This is a genomic window from Vibrio profundum (assembly GCF_050337555.1).
GTDB classification, from domain to species: Bacteria; Pseudomonadota; Gammaproteobacteria; order Enterobacterales; family Vibrionaceae; genus Vibrio; species Vibrio profundum.
In genome coordinates, this window is sequence record NZ_JAKJTA010000013.1 from 87,365 (window position 1) to 105,535 (window position 18,171).

At 44.1% G+C, this 18,171-nt stretch carries 14 protein-coding genes and 1 tRNA gene; 6 read left to right on the forward strand and 9 right to left on the reverse strand.

Annotation, left to right across the window (positions count from 1 at the left end; all coding sequences use genetic code 11):
- Positions 1-89: 89 nt before the first annotated feature.
- The 3 genes from clpX to tig all read right to left on the reverse strand — a co-directional run bounded on the left by clpX (position 90) and on the right by tig (position 3,481).
- The gene (clpX, locus tag L4C34_RS13755; RefSeq protein WP_428789922.1) at positions 90-1,370 is read right to left on the reverse strand and encodes an ATP-dependent protease ATP-binding subunit ClpX; all 1,281 of its coding nucleotides are present in this window, start codon (positions 1,368-1,370) and stop codon (positions 90-92) included.
- A gap of 72 nt (positions 1,371-1,442) precedes the next feature.
- Positions 1,443-2,069, reverse strand: coding sequence for an ATP-dependent Clp endopeptidase proteolytic subunit ClpP (clpP, locus tag L4C34_RS13760; RefSeq protein WP_428789923.1), 627 nt, complete (start codon positions 2,067-2,069; stop codon positions 1,443-1,445).
- Between the two features lie 104 nt (positions 2,070-2,173).
- A complete protein-coding gene (gene tig, locus L4C34_RS13765; protein WP_428789924.1) occupies positions 2,174-3,481 on the reverse strand; it encodes a trigger factor in 1,308 nt (435 codons plus the stop codon).
- 1,084 nt (positions 3,482-4,565) lie between these two features.
- Between tig and L4C34_RS13770 the strand changes: the two genes are divergently transcribed.
- Positions 4,566-5,537 carry an ABC transporter substrate-binding protein gene (locus L4C34_RS13770; RefSeq protein ID WP_428789925.1) on the forward strand — a complete coding sequence of 324 codons (972 nt, stop codon included), beginning with the start codon at positions 4,566-4,568 and terminating at the stop codon, positions 5,535-5,537.
- A gap of 60 nt (positions 5,538-5,597) precedes the next feature.
- The gene (locus L4C34_RS13775; RefSeq protein ID WP_428789926.1) at positions 5,598-8,726 is read left to right on the forward strand and encodes a response regulator; all 3,129 of its coding nucleotides are present in this window, start codon (positions 5,598-5,600) and stop codon (positions 8,724-8,726) included.
- Positions 8,727-8,749: 23 nt separating this feature from the next.
- On the opposite strand, the gene L4C34_RS13780 is transcribed toward L4C34_RS13775, so the two are convergent.
- Entirely contained in the window at positions 8,750-10,225 is a 1,476-nt protein-coding gene (locus L4C34_RS13780; RefSeq protein WP_428789927.1) for a protein adenylyltransferase SelO, read from the reverse strand.
- A 322-nt stretch (positions 10,226-10,547) separates the two neighbouring features.
- Positions 10,548-10,624, reverse strand: a tRNA-Arg gene (locus tag L4C34_RS13785).
- A 199-nt stretch (positions 10,625-10,823) separates the two neighbouring features.
- Between L4C34_RS13785 and folD the strand changes: the two genes are divergently transcribed.
- Positions 10,824-11,684 (forward strand): bifunctional methylenetetrahydrofolate dehydrogenase/methenyltetrahydrofolate cyclohydrolase FolD, encoded by an 861-nt coding sequence (gene folD / locus L4C34_RS13790; RefSeq protein ID WP_428789928.1) that lies wholly within the window; start codon positions 10,824-10,826, stop codon positions 11,682-11,684.
- Between the two features lie 103 nt (positions 11,685-11,787).
- Here the strand turns inward: folD and L4C34_RS13795 are convergent, their stop codons facing one another.
- Complete coding sequence (locus L4C34_RS13795) at positions 11,788-12,774, reverse strand: lytic murein transglycosylase (protein WP_428789929.1); 987 nt, start codon at positions 12,772-12,774, stop codon at positions 11,788-11,790.
- Between the two features lie 32 nt (positions 12,775-12,806).
- The gene (locus L4C34_RS13800; protein ID WP_428789930.1) at positions 12,807-13,091 is read right to left on the reverse strand and encodes a YcgL domain-containing protein; all 285 of its coding nucleotides are present in this window, start codon (positions 13,089-13,091) and stop codon (positions 12,807-12,809) included.
- A gap of 204 nt (positions 13,092-13,295) precedes the next feature.
- On the opposite strand from L4C34_RS13800, the gene minC reads away from it, so the two are divergent.
- From minC to minE, 3 genes are read left to right on the forward strand one after another with little or no spacing between them, the layout of a single operon-like run.
- The gene (minC, locus tag L4C34_RS13805) at positions 13,296-13,958 is read left to right on the forward strand and encodes a septum site-determining protein MinC (protein ID WP_428789931.1); all 663 of its coding nucleotides are present in this window, start codon (positions 13,296-13,298) and stop codon (positions 13,956-13,958) included.
- Between the two features lie 19 nt (positions 13,959-13,977).
- Positions 13,978-14,790, forward strand: coding sequence for a septum site-determining protein MinD (gene minD, locus L4C34_RS13810; RefSeq protein ID WP_428789932.1), 813 nt, complete (start codon positions 13,978-13,980; stop codon positions 14,788-14,790).
- Between the two features lie 6 nt (positions 14,791-14,796).
- Entirely contained in the window at positions 14,797-15,060 is a 264-nt protein-coding gene (minE, locus tag L4C34_RS13815; protein WP_428789933.1) for a cell division topological specificity factor MinE, read from the forward strand.
- A 76-nt stretch (positions 15,061-15,136) separates the two neighbouring features.
- On the opposite strand, the gene rnd is transcribed toward minE, so the two are convergent.
- On the reverse strand, positions 15,137-16,252 hold the full coding sequence (gene rnd / locus L4C34_RS13820) for a ribonuclease D (RefSeq protein ID WP_428789934.1): 1,116 nt from the start codon (positions 16,250-16,252) through the stop codon (positions 15,137-15,139).
- A gap of 158 nt (positions 16,253-16,410) precedes the next feature.
- The gene (gene fadD, locus L4C34_RS13825) at positions 16,411-18,114 is read right to left on the reverse strand and encodes a long-chain-fatty-acid--CoA ligase FadD (RefSeq protein ID WP_428789935.1); all 1,704 of its coding nucleotides are present in this window, start codon (positions 18,112-18,114) and stop codon (positions 16,411-16,413) included.
- Positions 18,115-18,171: the final 57 nt, after the last annotated feature.

Here is an 18,171-nt window from a genome sequence, read left to right on the forward strand (position 1 = left end):
TTTGCAGTATATGGGGGCTAATTGGTTGGATTCAAATGAAAGAATAAAAAAAAGGAGGTAATTGATACCTCCTTTAAAGATTTGCTGATTTAGTCGGCGCCTGAGGCCTGATTGTCTGAATTGCTATAGATTAGCAAAGGTTCAGATTCACCATTAATTACCGAGTCGTCGATAACCACTTTACTGACTTCGGTAGCCGATGGCAGTTCATACATGGTATCAAGTAAAACACCTTCTAAGATTGAACGCAGACCACGAGCTCCTGTTTTACGCTCCATCGCCTTCTTAGCGATAGCACGAAGCGCATCTTCACGGAACTCAAGCTCAACATCTTCAATCTCGAATAACGCAGCATATTGCTTAGTTAGTGCATTTTTCGGCTCACACAAGATTTGGATAAGAGCTTCTTCGTCCAATTCAGTCAATGTTGTTGTTACTGGTAAACGCCCGATAAACTCAGGGATTAGACCATATTTAACTAAATCTTCTGGCTCAACTTTTGCGAACAACTCTCCAGCGGTGCGACTTTCGTCTTTTGAACGAACTTCAGCGCCAAAGCCAATTCCAGTACCCGTTGCAACACGTTGCTCAATCACCTTATCTAGGCCAGAAAAAGCACCGCCACAGATAAATAGGATCTTAGAGGTATCAACTTGCAGGAACTCTTGTTGAGGGTGCTTACGACCACCTTGCGGTGGAACCGAAGCGATTGTTCCTTCGACAAGCTTAAGTAATGCTTGCTGAACACCTTCACCAGACACATCGCGCGTGATTGATGGGTTTTCGGCTTTACGAGAAATTTTGTCAATTTCATCGATGTAAACAATACCGCGTTCGGCTTTCGCCACGTCGTAGTCACATTTTTGTAGTAGCTTCTGGATGATGTTTTCAACATCTTCACCCACATAACCGGCTTCAGTTAATGTGGTGGCATCTGCCATGGTAAACGGTACATCTAGGAAACGCGCTAGCGTTTCAGCAAGTAGAGTTTTACCACTACCCGTTGGACCGATCAGAAGTATATTACTCTTACCAAGTTCAACGCCTTCGCTCGTTGTATCGCCATTGCGTAAACGTTTGTAGTGGTTATACACCGCTACCGCCAATACCTTCTTCGCATAATCTTGACCAATGACATAATCGTCAAGGTGCTCACGAATATTACGTGGTGTAGGTAAAGCTTCAGATTGTTTCTTTGGTAGAACGTCTTTAATTTCTTCACGAATGATATCGTTACACAGGTCGACACATTCGTCACAGACGTATACGGATGGGCCGGCGATTAGCTTGCGAACTTCGTGCTGGCTTTTACCACAGAAAGAACAGTAAAGCAGTTTACTACTACCACTCTCTTTGTTTTTATCTGTCATTCACTAACCTCTTACCCTTTGCTCTGTCATGATTTGAGTGTATATCAAATTAAACCGATTTGCGTTAAACAATTATTCACCGCGACGGTTCAATACAGCATCAACCAAACCGTACTCAACAGCGTCATCAGCTGCCATAAAGTTATCTCGATCAGTATCTTGTTCGATAGTATCAAGAGGCTGACCAGTGTGCTCGGCAAGCAATCTATTGAGCTTTTGTTTGATCGTTAAAATTTCTTGTGCATGGATTTGGATATCCGATGCTTGTCCTTGGAAACCACCTAGCGGTTGGTGAATCATTACGCGCGAGTTTGGTAGCGCATAACGCTTACCTGGCGCACCACCAGCAAGTAAGAAAGAACCCATAGAACATGCTTGTCCCATACACACAGTGCTCACGTCTGGTTTGATGAACTGCATGGTATCGTAAATAGACATACCTGCTGTTACGCTGCCACCTGGCGAGTTGATGTAAAGGAAGATGTCTTTATCAGGGTTTTCTGACTCTAAGAAAAGCAATTGCGCAACAACAAGATTTGCCATGTGATCTTCGACTTGACCAGTCAAGAAAATCACACGCTCTTTTAGCAAACGAGAATAAATATCGTAAGAACGCTCGCCACGGGAAGTTTGCTCAACCACCATAGGTACCAGCGCGTCTAAAATTGGCGGCATTGAATTTTTTTCTTGGTAGCTCATATTCTTATATCCCTAAAATAAATGGTCCGGATGATACAATCACACGGACCATTGTTAGCAGAACAGTTAACCTTAAGTCAACCTTCTACACAAGATTATACTTGTTATGCCGCAGGCTGCTGTTGGTTCATCAAGTCGTTGAAGCTTACTTCTTTTTCAGAAACTTGAGCTTTACCAATGATAGCGTCAATAGCTTGCTCTTCTAGAGCTAGGTTGCGCATGTTGTTCATCATCTGCTCGTTTTGCTCGTAGTAAGCAATAACTTCAGTTGGATCTTCGTACGCAGAAGCCATTTCAGAGATCATCGCTTTAACTTTTTCGTCGTTAGCTTCGATCTTCTCAGACTTGATCACTTCACCTAGAAGCAGTCCGACAACAACACGGCGTTTTGCTTGCTCTTCAAACAATTCGCGTGGAAGCTGGTCAGCCGCTTCAGCGTTGCCGCCAAAACGTTGTGCAGCTTGCTGGCGTAGAACACCGATTTCTTGGTCGATAAGCGCCGCTGGTACGTCGATTTCGTTTTCTTTAACAAGACCGTCAAGAGCTTGCTCTTTGATGCGGTTTTTAACAGCTTGAGTCAGCTCACGTTGCATGTTCTTGCGAACTTCAGTTTGCAGCGCGTCAACACCACCTTCTTTAACGCCGAATTTAGCAACAAACTCGTCATTGATTTCTGGAAGCGCTTGAGTCTCTACTTTCTTCACTGTGATTGCGAATTTAGCCGCTTTACCTTTCAGGTTTTCAGCATGGTAATCTGCTGGGAAAGTAACTTCGATATCAAATTCCATGCCCGCAGTTTTGCCGATAACGCCATCTTCAAAACCAGGAATCATGCGGCCAGCACCGATTTCTAGTGGGAAGTCTTCCGCTTTTCCGCCTTCGAATTCTTCACCATCAATTGAACCTAGGAAATCGATAGTTGCACGAGTACCTTCTTCAACCGCTGTATCTGCTTCAGTCCACGTAGCTTGCTGCTTACGTAGAGTTGCAATCATCTCTTCAACGTCGGCGTCTTTTACGTCAACTGCTGGTTTTTCAACAGCAATGTTTTCTAGGCCTTTGATTTCCACTTCTGGGTAAACTTCAAAAGTTGCATTGAAAACTAGATCTTGGCCTTCTGCTACTTCAACTGGAGCGAAAGTTGGTGCGCCCGCTGGGTTGATTTTTTCTTTTACGATTGCTTCGATAAAGTGACGCTGCATCACTTCACCCATTACGTCTTGACGAACAGATTGACCGTACATCTGCGCAACCATCTTCATAGGCACTTTGCCTTTACGGAAGCCATCGAAACGACGGTTTTTAGCAATTTTGCGTAGCTCAGCTGCAACAGTGTCTTCAATGTTAGCAGCAGGAACAGTAATATTAAGACGGCGCTCTAGGCCTTCTAGCGTTTCAACAGTAACTTGCATTATATTTTAACCTCAAAAATGGCTCATATTATTTTGAGCGAAGGAGTTGCTACTTCAGCAACTTTCCCTAAATTTGTGTTCGCTGAACTTGGGTAGCTAAGACTGAGTTGAACGCCATGTAACTGGCACTAACCAATCAAAATCCACTCGACAACTTCAATCAGATCGAAGCCGTTTATTCAGGCTAGTTTTCGAAATACATTCAGACGCCGCATTCTAGCGACCTTAATCTAGCCTGTCGAGCCAATCGCTACAGATAGGTTATATAACAACCAACATCCCAGTTGGGTGTTCCCAAGTTGAACAATTCGATTGTATTTATAAGTTGGGACAGAGATTTTTTTTTCAAGCCTAGAAGAGAATTTTTTCGATGAAAGCAGCCAAACGGGCAATAAACAAGCACACTAATTTGGCCTCTATACTTTCGGAAATTTTTGAAGTTAAGGGCAGTGAAATAGGGGGGAGTAACATGCACAAAACAAAACATCGAATCGCAGACGTAAGAAGAGGGTATTGAGTGGGAAGGAACACTCTTAATACCCTCTCTTACACCGTCATAATTTGTTGAGAAATCTTTTGTTCACTTACGTTGGACATTTCATTTATCTCTCACATCTAAGTATAGCCGCGAAAACTCCTCTCGCCGCTTCACACCACGGGAGAATGTAAATTTTACGTCAGGTTATCGACAAAATATTCACAACTGACCAAGACAACCAAAAAAAGATACAACGTATTTCATTCTGTTAAATATAGATATGAAACCAACTACCCCTCCCCTCACCCGATTCCATCGTTCTTAGTAAGCGATTCCTAGCAAGCTGTCCTTGGAAAACGGTTCTTAGAGAACTGTTCTTGCAAACTTGTCCTTAGCGCTGTTGCTCTTAGCGGATGGAGCGAGGTTCTTAGCGCAATGGCTCAAGTCTCACGCCAACAACACACATGCGAAAGCAAATGCATAAAATAAACTTAGGTCACTTTATTGTAATCGACATTGCATTCAACCTATGAAAGCTGGTGCATTAAGATCTACAATATGAACAGTGGCACACATGGAAAGCCGCATTAATAATAAGGATTTGATATGGCTAGGCTTATTCTCACATATCTCACCGCCTCATTCGCAATATTCAGTTTTTGTTATGCGCCTGCGGGCTTTGCCAAGCCTCCTCCATACAAAATTGGTTTAGCGTTGTGGACAGGCTATCCAGATAGTGTACAAGGATTTAAAGATGGTTTAGCTGAAAATGGGATTAACTTATCTACCGATGTCACTTTTGTCTCTGGTGTTATTAGCAGCGATAAAAGCGCGCAAAGGGCCGCGGCTAAAACACTCGCAGAACAAAAAGTCGACCTAGTGTACTCTCTCACGACCCCAGGGACGGTGATCGTTAAAGAAACCTTGCCAGCAACAACACCAATTGTCTTTTCTATCGTCACCTACCCTGCAGATTCTGGGCTGATTGACTCGTTTGAATATTCAGGAAACAACCTCGTTGGGACCAGTAATTATGTCCCGATCCAGCATCACATTATGCTGATCTTTAAACTCGTTCCAAAAACGAAACATGTGGCTATCTTTCATCGTAAAGGTGAACCCAATTCAAAAATCCAGGCAACCAATTTAATGCGATTGCTAAAAAGAAAAGGGATCAACGCAACCGACGTTGAAGCTCAAGATATGAATGATTTGAAAACTAAAGCAAACACGCTACCAAGTAGCATCGACCTGTACATCACCACCACCGACACCTTGTTGCAAAACGGTGGTGAAGCAGCATTAATTCAAATTGCCGAACAAAAAAACATCCCTATTTTAAGCTCAAACAAAACAGGCATCATGCAAGGATCGACATTTGGTCCAGTCGCTGACTTTTATACACTTGGCAAAATGTCAGGTAAGAAAGCGGCCGAAATCTTGCGTAACGATCAACAACCTTCACAGCTACAATCAAACTTGCAAGATCAACCGACATTTTTAATTAACCGCGCTAGCGCCCGCCGATTGGGGATTGCGATCGACCACACCGATAGCAACCAATATCAATGGCATTAGACACAATATCAATGCCACTTAACCAGCTGCACTATTGGCCAACCGTACTAAAGGTAGAACATGACTTTATTAAAAAAGGTCACATTGATGATGTCAGGCCTTACCGTCATTATCTTACTTTTCACTGGCATCATCGCACTGACCATGTCCCATTCTGCAATCGAGAAGTCAGCCTATCAGCAATTGAATGGTACTTTAGAACTGCTATCGAACATAGTCGAGGAAAACAACGAAAAGCAACTATCTATAGCAGAAATAACCTCGCGTAACAGAACGTTAGAGAGAATCTTATCCAGTGGAGTCAACCGAGGTATCGCAGCGAGATTAAACGATATCGCAGTAGAATATCCGAATCTCAACTATATTTTGGTCGTTGATTACGATGGGAATATTTTCTCAACCTCAACAATAAATAGTAAGAGTCAAAAGTTTTTTGGCGAAAGTTTCTTGTTAGATAACTTGGAAAATAACCCGACTTTCCGACCGCTGCTAAGCGATCATGTGATCACAAGCCGGCCTAGCCGAGACCCAATGCTTGCTAACTCTCCAGCAGAAACGATTTCACAATGGGTAAGTGCGCCGATCAAGCAACACAATCAATTAATTGGCTGGGTGATTGTCTCTTTTGACTGGCATCAAACCATGACGTTATTGCTCGACAAATCAGAGCGTACTCTGGAAGAGGCCTATTTACCCATTCAGTCCATGTCAATTACTAGTGAGGATAACTCAAGCGTTAGCGTTAGCGTTAGCGCTGTTAAAACACAACACCATGAAGTCGACATCCTGAAAGCCAATAAGTTATTGCAATTAGGCTTAGCTAACTACCGGATGGACGTCACTTTCTCCAAGCCAGAAGCGTTAAAAAGCGCCTATGATATCCGGTCGGTTATTGTTGCCCTCATAACCATTGCATCTATATTGCTATCAATTTCCATGTTCGCTTTAATCCGAAGAGTCGTTATCCGGCCCATCCTCCAACTCAATCAGCATATTCATGAGCTCGGCCACCAAGGATTAGACTATGTTATTCCACATTCAAACACGCTCGAAGTGTCCACTATATCAAAATCAATCAATGATTTATCTCGGCAATTAAAACGGAAAACCACGTCAATTGAGCGTCTAGACCAAGAAATAAGTCAAAAGCAAAAAGCAATATCAGAACAATCACTTGTGACCCGAAAACTCAGTGCTATTTTAGACACCGCCGCAGATGGAATTATCACCATAGATAGAAACGGACGAATGCTGTCGTTTAATCAAGCCGCGCAAAATATATTTGGTTACACCGAGGCAGAAATAGTAGGCAACTCGGTTGAGACTTTAATGGAACCCTACGTTGCAGTTGAGCACCAATCCTATATTGACCATTTTTGCAAAACCAGTGAGTCTAAAATCATCGGTATCAGGAATGCTCAGGGTAAATTAGGACGGGAGCTTACCGCAATCCGAAAAAATGGCGAACGCTTTCCCATCATCCTTTCTATCGCTAATGTAGAAACAGAAGGTGATGTCATTTTTTCTGGCATCATCAAAGATATCACTACCGCCAAAGCAGCAGAACAAGCACTCATTGACTCGAAAGAAGAAGCCGAGCAAGCGGCGCGCTCAAAAAGTGAGTTTTTAGCAGTAATGAGTCACGAAATCCGTACGCCAATGAACGGCGTAATTGGTATGCTTGAGCTATTGATGGACAACAAACTGTCAAGCTCACAAAAGCACCAAGCCTATTTGGCGCACAACAGCGCTGAATCTTTGCTCCACATCATCAATGACATTCTTGATTTCTCTAAAATCGAAGCCAACAAACTTGAATTAGAAGCGCACCATTTTGATTTGCATCGTTTGTTGGGCGATTTTTGTGAATCCGCTGCCGCAAACCTTTCGAACCCTAACGTAGAGATAGTACTGGATACCATTGAAGTCAGTGAATCAATGTTAGTTGGCGATAGCAGTCGTATTCGTCAGATTTTCGCCAACTTAATCAGCAATGCGATTAAATTCACCGAAAAAGGAGAGGTTGTTGTTAGCGCAAAATTATCAGAAAGACCAGACCATCGCTGGTGTTTAGAAGGCTCGGTATCCGATAGTGGCATAGGCATACCTAAAGATAAGCTCACTAACCTTTTTGACAAATTTAGCCAAGTGGACGCATCTACCACTCGCAAATATGGCGGTACTGGTCTCGGCTTAGCAATAGTTAAAAAGCTTTGCCGATTAATGGGGGGGGATATTTATGTCGAAAGCCAAACCGGCTCTGGAAGTAAGTTTTCGTTTACGATAACGCTCGACAAATCCAATCGCTCAGAACAAGTCATCCCGCAAGTAGACATTAGTCAGCTATCAGTCTTGATTGTCGACGACAATGCCGTAAACCGCGAAGTGCTCTCCAAACAATTAGAGCACTGGGGTGCTTATACCGAACAAGCTGATGGGCATATATTGGCGCTAGAAAGATTCGAAGCGGCACTCAATTCAGAACGTCCTTATGATATCGCTTTTCTTGATATGCAAATGCCTGAATGTGATGGTATTGAGCTATGTGAATCTATCCGAACCCATGAAAAATTTCATTCGACGCGGCTAATAATGATGACGTCTATGGAAGGCATCGCCAACCATGAAGAATTCAGACGAGTCGGTTTTAGCGGCTATTTCGCCAAACCTGCGACTACATCCGATTTATTTAATGCTCTCAACGTGATTGCAAGTGAACGGTTCGAGAACGGAGCACTGGTGACTCGAAGCTACCTCACCAGCTTAAAACCAGAAGAAAACCAAACTGAGAAAAAAAGTGTGAAAGAAGGCACCACAGTACTGGTGGTTGAAGATAATCGAGTTAACCAAGTCGTCATCAAAGGAGTCCTTAATCAATTTGATGTCGATATAGTCTTAGCCGAAAACGGAAGGGAAGCGTTGGAGATCCTTAACCAACAAAGCGCGATCAACCTAGTCTTCATGGACTGTCAAATGCCAGAAATGGATGGCTACGAAGCTACCCGCTGTATTCGACGAGGAGAAGCGGGCAGCACTTACGAGATGATTCCGATTGTCGCGATGACCGCCAATGCTATGGAGTCCGACCGACAAGATTGCCTCAATGCAGGCATGAATGACTTCCTCACTAAGCCTATCAACCGAGACTTAGTGTTAGAAAAGATTCATCAATGGGCTCAACAGCCTTAGTGGCTCGCGTACCTATGCATGTATCAAGAGGAGCAGCTTATCGCCAGCTTTCTGCCCCAATCTGGCGGAGCGGAAGCATAGTGTGAGAATTCTGAATGTTCATCATAAGGACGTGCCAATAAAGCGCTTAATCGGTGCAGTTCTTGGTAGTCGCCACGTTCCGCTTTTTCAATGGCTTGCTGCGCCAAGTAATTGCGCAAAATATACTTGGGATTACGCCGCCTCATTTCTACGCAGCGATCTTGGGCTACTGTGTAATTATCTTTCCCTGGATGTTCAAGCAAGCAGCGAGTTTGATAATTTTCTAACCACTGAGTACACGCTTGCTGGCTACCAAACAGATCCAAAACTGGCTGGGTACCCTGCTCATCTAGGTTGGACAACAAGCGAAAGAAATTAGTGTAATCCACACTGTCTTGTGTCAACAGAGCAAATAAGTCGTTGATCAGTTTACTGTCACCCTCGTGATGTTCTGCCCAGCCCAACTTGGCTCCAATAATATGGCGATAGTGTTTGATAAATAGAGGCTCAAATTGTTGCAAAGCAAAGTCAATGTCTTGTTTACTGATCAATGGGGATAAACTCTGCGCCAAAGCAGATAAGTTCCATAGCGCGATACTTGGCTGTTGGTTGAAAGCATATCGCCCTTGGAAATCTGAGTGGTTACAAATGTAGTTAGGCTCAAAGTCATCGAGAAAGCCAAATGGACCGTAATCAAAAGTATGGCCTAGGATAGACATGTTGTCGGTATTCATCACCCCATGAGCAAACCCAACCGCTTGCCACTGGGCAATCATTTCGGCTGTTTTGGTTACAATATTAAGCAGTAAAGCGGCGTAGGGCTGCGGGGTTCCTTGACATTGCGGGTAGCACCATTCAATCGCTTTGTCGGCGAGAAGCGTCAGCTCACTTATTTGGTTGGTGTAATAAAAATGCTCAAAATGGCCAAAACGTATATGCGTTTCCGCTAACCTTATCAGCAGTGCACCCCGCTCTGTGGTTTCTCGGTACACCGGAGTATCACTATCAATAATGGCTAAAGCGCGCGTGGTTGGTATCGACAGTGCCGCCATCGCTTCACTGCACAAGTATTCACGGACGGTGGATCGTAAAACGGCTCGTCCATCACCCATACGTGAATAGGGCGTCATTCCTGCCCCTTTCAAATGAATGTCGTAAACCGTGCCCTCTTTGTCTGCTAGCTCCGCCAATAGCAGCCCACGACCATCGCCTAAATCTGGATTATACGATCCAAATTGGTGGCCAGCGTATTTCATTGCAAGAGGATAAAACTGTGACGGTAAAGCAGAACCATCCAACTCGGATAACAAACCCTCAGGCAACTCACTTTCAGCAGGCAACCCAAACGATGCCGCTAAAGCACTATTCCAGATCAACCAACGAGGATTATCTAAGGGCTGAGGAGATACTAAAGTATAAAATGCCTTCGACAGGCCCGAGTATCGATTCGTGATTGGCAACGCGTCCCAAATAGACATATACCACCTAATTAACTATCTATCCATTTAGACAAAATAGCATACCTGCGGCAAAAACGCGTTGACGCTTCCAACCAGCATGGCTCCCGATTGCTAAAGGCAAGTCCTCACGGCAACCAAGAATGCGGCGTGGTTTTCCCCCTACTTAGAGGCAACGATATTTTTGGACACGATTATTCGCAAAGCGGTGCTTTGAGAAACGTATGTTTCGGGAAAAGTGAGTTTAAGGAAAACTGTGCCGAACCTATCGCATCACTATTTTGTCGGTATATAAAAATGCAAAAACCCTCTAAACTCATTGAGTCTAGAGGGTTTCTTAATATGGCACGCCCTGAAGGATTCGAACCTTCGACCACATCCTTAGAAGGGACGTGCTCTATCCAGCTGAGCTAAGGGCGCGCTACAGGGATGAATTATACGAATTGAAATCGTTAAATCAATGCCTTTATATAAGAATTTGATTCAAGTGATTAAAAAAAGCACTAACCCAATAAAAGCGTTCAATTTAACAACAAAGCAAACGTTTGCCTATGGATGTTAACTGTTTTTTTTGCGACAATGCGCGCGAATTTGTTGGCCACCTATCTGAAGGAAAGTCATGACTGCCCAAAATATCGACGGAAAATTAATTTCTCAAACTGTCCGCTCTGAAGTTGCTGCTCGAGTAAAAGCTCGCACTGAAGCTGGGCTGCGTGCGCCTGGCCTTGCAGTGATATTGGTAGGAGAAGATCCTGCCTCTCAAGTCTACGTAGGCAGCAAGCGCCGCGCCTGTGAGGAAGTTGGCTTCTTATCAAAGTCTTATGACTTACCATCAAATGCTACCGAAGCTGAGCTTTTACAACTCGTCGACGAGCTTAATACTAACCCTGAAATTGACGGTATATTAGTTCAGCTCCCTCTTCCTGCTGGAATCGATAGCACACATGTTCTAGAACGTATTATTCCGGAAAAAGATGTTGATGGTTTTCATCCATATAATGTCGGCCGATTGGCACAGCGCATGCCAAAACTACGTTCTTGCACACCTAAGGGAATAATCACCCTGCTTGAGCGATACAATATTGAACTGCGTGGCAAACATGCCGTTGTGGTCGGTGCATCGAATATTGTCGGCAGACCGATGACGTTAGAACTACTGCTAGCTGGTTGTACAACCACGACCTGTCACCGATTCACCAAAGATCTAGAGAGTCATGTACGTCAAGCCGACATCGTGGTGGTGGCCGTTGGTAAGCCTAATTTTGTCCCAGGGGCGTGGATCAAAGAAGGGGCTGTTGTCATTGATGTTGGTATTAACCGATTGGAATCCGGTAAGTTAGTTGGCGATGTGGAATATGATGTTGCTAAAGACAATGCGAGCTTTATCACTCCTGTACCGGGTGGTGTTGGCCCAATGACCGTTGCAAGTCTCATTGAAAATACCATGATCGCCTGCGAGCAATTTCATACAAAAAAATAAACTCTATCTGGTAATACAACCCAATAAAAAAGCTCCGTTTTACGGAGCCTTTTTCTATTTATTTGTTCGTATTTGGCCGTTCATCATAGGCAAGAATCACTGGCTATTGAACCGGATCAAATTTAATCGCATCCGCAAGGTGGGTCACCGCCGTCGCAAAATAATAAGAACGATTCCACTTCATAAGCACTTGGTAATTGTTGTACACCAAATAGACTCTGCCTTTGACATCATCCGGGACGACCAACCAAGCTTTAATGTCTTTATCACCGAGTTTTGGTAGCGCTTTACCATCATACTCAGTGACGCCGAGCTTACGCCATTCGCTTAAAAGTTTCGATTTCGATTCCTCTCTGCCTGCTAACTTGGCGTCAAAGCCTTTTGGCAAGCGCACCTGCCTTCCCCATGTATGCGTATCGTCCCAGCCAGATTTGTGCAAATAGTTCGCCGTGGATGCAAACACATCTTCTGGTGAATGCCAGATGTCTTTTTTGCCATTGCCGTTGCCATCCGCGGCATAGGCTAAGTAAGAACTTGGCATAAATTGACATTGCCCCATCGCGCCAGCCCAAGAGCCTTTCATATCTTGAATATCAATATGCCCCTGCTGCAGTATTTTTAAAGCGGCAATAGTTTCACCGCGGAAAAAGGCTTCTCGGCGACCGTCGTAGGCCATAGTCGACAGAGCATCAATGACATTGTATCGACCAGTAAATTTACCGAAATTGCTCTCTACTCCCCAAAGCGCAACAATGTATTGAGGCTGAACCTCATATTTGTCGCTAATTTTTTTTAGCTCTGGGTAATATTTTTTATACAATTTCTTAGCTTGAGCAACTTTCCAAGCCGGCACTGCCTTGGGGATATACTCGTCAAGCGTCAAGCGCTTCTCTGGTTGATTGCGATCGGCTTTTACTGCTCTAGGCATATATTTCACGTTTTTAAACGCGTCTGTGACTACCTGTTCAGAGATACCATCCGATCGCGCCTCTTTTTTTAGGCCTTCAACATACTGCTCAAAGCTCACATCTTGTGCCAGCGCAGACGTTGCGATCCCTAAACCTAATACTAACGTGAGTAGTTTTTTCAAATTGCCCTCCTTGAGCAATTTACTCGATAAAGTTATTCCGATTGGTTACGTTGTGCTTTTTGCTTCTTATAACTATCCAATAGGTTTTCCGGTGGCGGTGGCAATTGCAAGAAAAAGCCGTCTTTGCCAAGAGATTCTTTGACCTTTTCTATATCGACTTGCGCCAGCGTTCTCCCCTCCAACTTAATCACCATGACAAATATAGGTTTGCCGAACATCTGCATTAAAGTGTCAGGGACCTGTGAGAAATCATCTTTCTTCGGTAGATATAAATATGCGCCTTCTTTCTTGGTGCTTTTATAAATAGAACAGAGCATAGAGAGCCTTTAAAATTTGGTTAAATTGTACCAATTCTCTTAATAAAAAGTGAATTTCGTAAATGTTTAGCTATTTTTTCGCCTAAGTCACTCAATTAGTGGCTAGATAACTTGCTGAGCTATGACGGGGAATATAACATGATAAGTATAATTTCAGATAATGTTCTATTGATTGCAGCAAAGGTTATTGAGGCCAGCAAATAAATGTCACAAACACCTGACTTAAAGGGAAGTAGCTTTACGTTGTCTGTGCTTCACTTGTCAGACAACGATGTAGAGCAGTCTATCCAATTTCTCACACAAAAAGTGGAGCAAGCTCCCAGCTTTTTCACTTCGGCACCAGTAGTTATCAATATTGCTCAAGTCGACGGAGAAATTAACTTTTCACAACTAAAACAAGGCATACAAAGCGCAGGGCTGATCCCAGTGGGAATTACAGGAGCTAAGAGTAAGAAAGCACAATCCTTAGCATCCGATGTAGGCTTTGCCATCATGTCGTCGAGTAAACCACCGCCAAAAGCGCCAATCAACTTATCGCCCACCAAGGTGATTCGTACTCCCGTGCGCTCAGGCCAGCAAATCTATGCAAAAAACTCCGACTTAGTGCTATTAAACCATGTCAGCGCTGGTGCAGAAGTCATCGCTGACGGTTCCATTCATATTCATGGAACCCTGCGCGGGCGAGCGATCGCTGGCGCAAGCGGCTTAAAAGAAGCCAAGATTATTTGTCACGATTTACAAGCTGAACTGGTTTCTATTGCAGGAAACTATTGGTTAAGCGATCAAATTGACAGTGAGTTATGGAAAAAGAAAGTTATGTTAAGTATGTCTGATGACACCTTGCACTTTGACATCCTCACTATCTAATAAATATAAGGAAAACAATATGGCACGCATTATTGTTGTCACATCAGGAAAAGGTGGCGTAGGCAAAACCACATCAAGTGCAGCAATTGCCTCAGGCTTATCTTTGAAAGGTAAGAAGACCGCAGTGATCGATTTTGATATTGGCCTGCGTAACCTAGATCTTATCATGGGCTGCGAACGCCGCGTTGTTTATGACTTTGTTAATGTCATCAATGGTGAGGCGACATTGAACCAAGCCCTCATTAAAGACAAACGCACCGAGAACTTGTTCGTCCTCCCGGCTTCGCAAACACGAGATAAAGATGCACTTAGCCGAGAAGGCGTGAAACAGGTACTCGACGAACTCGACGAAATGGGTTTCGATTTTATCGTCTGTGACTCACCAGCAGGCATAGAGCAAGGAGCTCTGATGGCGCTGTATTTCGCCGACGAAGCAATCATCACCACCAACCCTGAAGTCTCTTCAGTTCGTGATTCAGACCGAATCCTCGGCATTCTCGATTCAAAATCAAAACGTGCCGAAGAAGGTTTAGAACCGGTTAGGCAACATTTGTTACTCACCCGCTATAACCCAGTGCGAGTGACTCAAGGCGAAATGCTCAGTGTGGAAGACGTTGAAGAGATTTTACATATCCCTCTACTAGGCGTGATCCCAGAAAGCCAAGCGGTACTGAATGCTTCAAACAAAGGGGTTCCTGTGATCTTCGACGATGAGTCTGATGCAGGTATGGCGTACCGCGATACCATTGAGCGTTTATTGGGTGAACAAATTGACTTCCGCTTTTTGACTGAGCAGAAGAAAGGAATCTTTAAACGTCTATTTGGAGGCTAACAGGGAATGGCACTACTCGAGTTTTTTCGGCAACAAAAAAAGCCGTCAGCCAGTTTAGCGAAGGAGCGTCTACAAATTATTGTTGCCGAGCGCCGCAGCGCCGATGATCCGGCCCCAAACTACTTGCCCCAGCTTAAAGAGGATATTCTTAAAGTCATTAGCAAGTATGTTGCTGTGGAGCCGTCGATGGTGGATCTGTCGTTTGAACATAAGGAAGACGATATTTCAGTGTTAGAACTGAATGTAACCCTACCCGACGACGATAAATAGACTGGGTGACAATTAGATTATGTGATAATTAGATTGTAAGTAAGAGAGCATGGATTGCTCTCTTATCATTTATCTATTAAACAAGCTTATTCAGTTTTTCGCCAAGTAATACTAGGCGCCAGCCTTGCATTAGATCGGGTAACTGAGCGGGATCGCGTTGCTTTTTCCATACCCAGCTTAATAGCTGGTTTAACTGCTTTTTAGACGCTAGAAATTCAGTCGTCAACCCCGATGTGTTCGACACTAACTTAACTTCGTCTTTCAGCTGTTTAAACAGCTGTTTATAGCCAGACCTATCCATTAAACGTTCGATGGGTTGTGGATATTCGTCGGCTGATGTTCCTTTCGCACGCTTAACCATAGCCGCCACTTTTGTGCCGTGACGACGTACTGTACGAGAATCAATGCCTTCCGCCTGCATTTTCTGCCCGTCGACTAAGCTAAGCTTCGCGACTAACAATAATTCACTTTCTTTAAACACGAAATTCAATGCTAGATCGCGCTTTACTGCTTCTTGATAGCGCCAAGTTGCTAGAGGTTTAAGGATAGCGAGCTCACGAGGCTTTAACTGCCAAGCACCTTTTATCTCTAAATAAGCATTGTCTACATCAAACTCGCGGATGCGCTTTTTGACCAACAAATCACTCTCTTGCTGCGCTGCATCCCACCAACCAGCTTCACTCGTTTTAGAGTGTAACTGCTCATACAATGGCATTAGGTAATGTACATCAGCCGCTGCATACTCAAGTTGGCTGAGCGACAGTGGTCGAGCCGTCCAATCGGTTCGGGACTCACTTTTATCCAGTTCTACACCAATAAATTCTTTAACCAGAGCGGCAAATCCAGTCGACAATCCGTAGCCCAAAAACGCGGCCATGATCTGTGTATCGACCATAGGGAAAGGCACGCAACCAAAGGCGTTTTGAAAGACTTCCAGATCTTCACCACAAGCATGCAATACTTTTAAGGTAGAAGTATCTTGCAGTAATCCAACGAACGGAGTCATATCCTCAATCTCTAACGGATCGATCAAAGACAGTGTATTTCCATCAAATAGTTGGATGAGACCAAGCTGAGGGTAAAAGGTTCGCGTTCGAACAAATTCGGTATCAAGCATCACGACATCGCTAGCGCGAGCTTGCTGGCAAACCTCATCGAGCTGTGAATGTGTTGTTATTATCTGATAGTCCACTAAAGTTCCATTCTGGGTATAGCATTAAATTTTGAGTAGCAGGCATACTACCACCAATGCTCCTGTCGTGCCTGTCAATTTACTTGATTCATGACTAGATTCAAACTTGGCCGTCCTTGGCCATCGCTGTTCTTCATGATGAGGCTAATAGAGAGCCATCAAGCGCTTTTCTTTACCGTGCTTGTCTTCATCGAACTATCATTTTGCTCTTTGAGTACTCGTCGTAAAATCTTTCCGACATTAGATTTTGGCAACTCGTCGCGAAACTCAATAATTTTCGGCACTTTATAACCTGTTAGATATTTTCGACAATGAGCCAATAGCTCATTTTCATCTAAATTCGGATCCGATTTAACCACATATAGCTTGACGACTTCGCCGCAGGCTACGTGAGGTTGTCCGATAGCTGCAACTTCCAACACTTTATCGTGCATTGCCACCACATCTTCTATCTCGTTCGGGTACACGTTGAAGCCGGAAACTAAGATCATATCTTTTTTGCGATCGACGATTTTCAAAAAGCCCTCATCGTCAAACCGAACGATATCGCCAGTCGACAGCCAGCCTTCACTATCGAGCACTTTTTTAGTCGCTTCACTGCGCTGCCAGTAACCTTGCATAACTTGTGGCCCTTTCACCTGCAATTCACCTTCGCTATCCCATGGTAGCGGTGTCCCAGCGTCATCCACAATACGTATATCAGTGGACGACACTGGCAGGCCAATAGTGCCGTTATAGTCTTTAAGGTCGTGCGGATAGGCAGAAACTAGCGGCGCGCACTCGGTGAGTCCATAGCCCTCTAATAAGTTAACCCCAGTGATTTTTTTCCACTGCTCCGCGACAGAACGATGCACTGACATACCGCCACCAACACACAGCTTCAATGCAGAAAAATCCACTTCCGAAAAGTCTTCATTGTTGACCAATGCGTTGAACAAAGTGTTCACTCCAGTGAGCGCCGTTAGTGGGAACTTTTTAATTTCTTTAATTAAGCCCGGAATGTCTCTTGGGTTAGTGATAAGCAAATTTCGACCGCCATATTCAATGAACAATAGGCAGTTCACCGTCAGAGCAAACACATGGTACAGAGGCAAAGCCGTGACTACATTTTCTTTGCCTGATATCAGCATTGAACCGTAAGCGCCCTTGACTTGCATAACATTGGCGACCATGTTGCGATGTGTAAGCACCGCCCCTTTCGCGACACCTGTCGTTCCACCCGTGTATTGCAAAAAGGCAATATCTTGTCCATTCAAAAAAGGCTTCACGTATTGCAGCTTACGGCCGACTTTCAGCGCTTTTCTCATCGAAACAGCGCCAGGGAGGTGATACTTAGGCACCAATTTTTTCACATATTTTACCGCAAAGTCGACCAAGGTCCCTTTTGCTCTTGGTAGCATCTGCCCTAAGCTCGTCAGCACTACATGCTTGACTGGCGTATTATCGACCACTTGCTCTAGTGTTTTGGCGAAATTAGAGATGATAACAATGGCACTTGCACCAGAGTCGTTCAGTTGATGTTCTAATTCACGTGCAGTGTAAAGAGGGTTAACGTTGACCGCAACCAAGCCTGCTCGCAACACCCCAAACAGAGCGACGGGGTATTGCAATAAATTTGGCATCATCAAAGCAACTCGATCGCCCTTATTTAACTTAAGATCGTTTTGCAGATATGCAGCAAACGCTCGGCTTCGTTCTTCCAATTTGCGAAACGTCATCACTGTGCCCATATTGACGTACGCAGGTTGATCAGCATACCTCTTGATCGCCTGTTCAAACATATCGACAAGAGAAGAGTATTGATCTGGATTGATATACTCAGGTACGTCACTCGGGTATTGAGAAAGCCAAGGTTTAGTCACGTTCGCGCTCCGTTTTTAAAAATTTATTGGTTCACCTAATCTAGGCTGCGTCTTCAT

Coding starts and splice junctions, on each gene's coding strand:
- clpX (WP_428789922.1), bottom strand. CDS start 1,370: ATGACAGATAAAAACAAAGAGAGTGGTAGTAGTAAACTGCTTTACTGT.
- clpP (WP_428789923.1), bottom strand. CDS start 2,069: ATGAGCTACCAAGAAAAAAATTCAATGCCGCCAATTTTAGACGCGCTG.
- tig (WP_428789924.1), bottom strand. CDS start 3,481: ATGCAAGTTACTGTTGAAACGCTAGAAGGCCTAGAGCGCCGTCTTAAT.
- L4C34_RS13770 (WP_428789925.1), top strand. CDS start 4,566: ATGGCTAGGCTTATTCTCACATATCTCACCGCCTCATTCGCAATATTC.
- L4C34_RS13775 (WP_428789926.1), top strand. CDS start 5,598: ATGACTTTATTAAAAAAGGTCACATTGATGATGTCAGGCCTTACCGTC.
- L4C34_RS13780 (WP_428789927.1), bottom strand. CDS start 10,225: ATGTCTATTTGGGACGCGTTGCCAATCACGAATCGATACTCGGGCCTG.
- folD (WP_428789928.1), top strand. CDS start 10,824: ATGACTGCCCAAAATATCGACGGAAAATTAATTTCTCAAACTGTCCGC.
- L4C34_RS13800 (WP_428789930.1), bottom strand. CDS start 13,091: ATGCTCTGTTCTATTTATAAAAGCACCAAGAAAGAAGGCGCATATTTA.
- minC (WP_428789931.1), top strand. CDS start 13,296: ATGTCACAAACACCTGACTTAAAGGGAAGTAGCTTTACGTTGTCTGTG.
- minD (WP_428789932.1), top strand. CDS start 13,978: ATGGCACGCATTATTGTTGTCACATCAGGAAAAGGTGGCGTAGGCAAA.
- minE (WP_428789933.1), top strand. CDS start 14,797: ATGGCACTACTCGAGTTTTTTCGGCAACAAAAAAAGCCGTCAGCCAGT.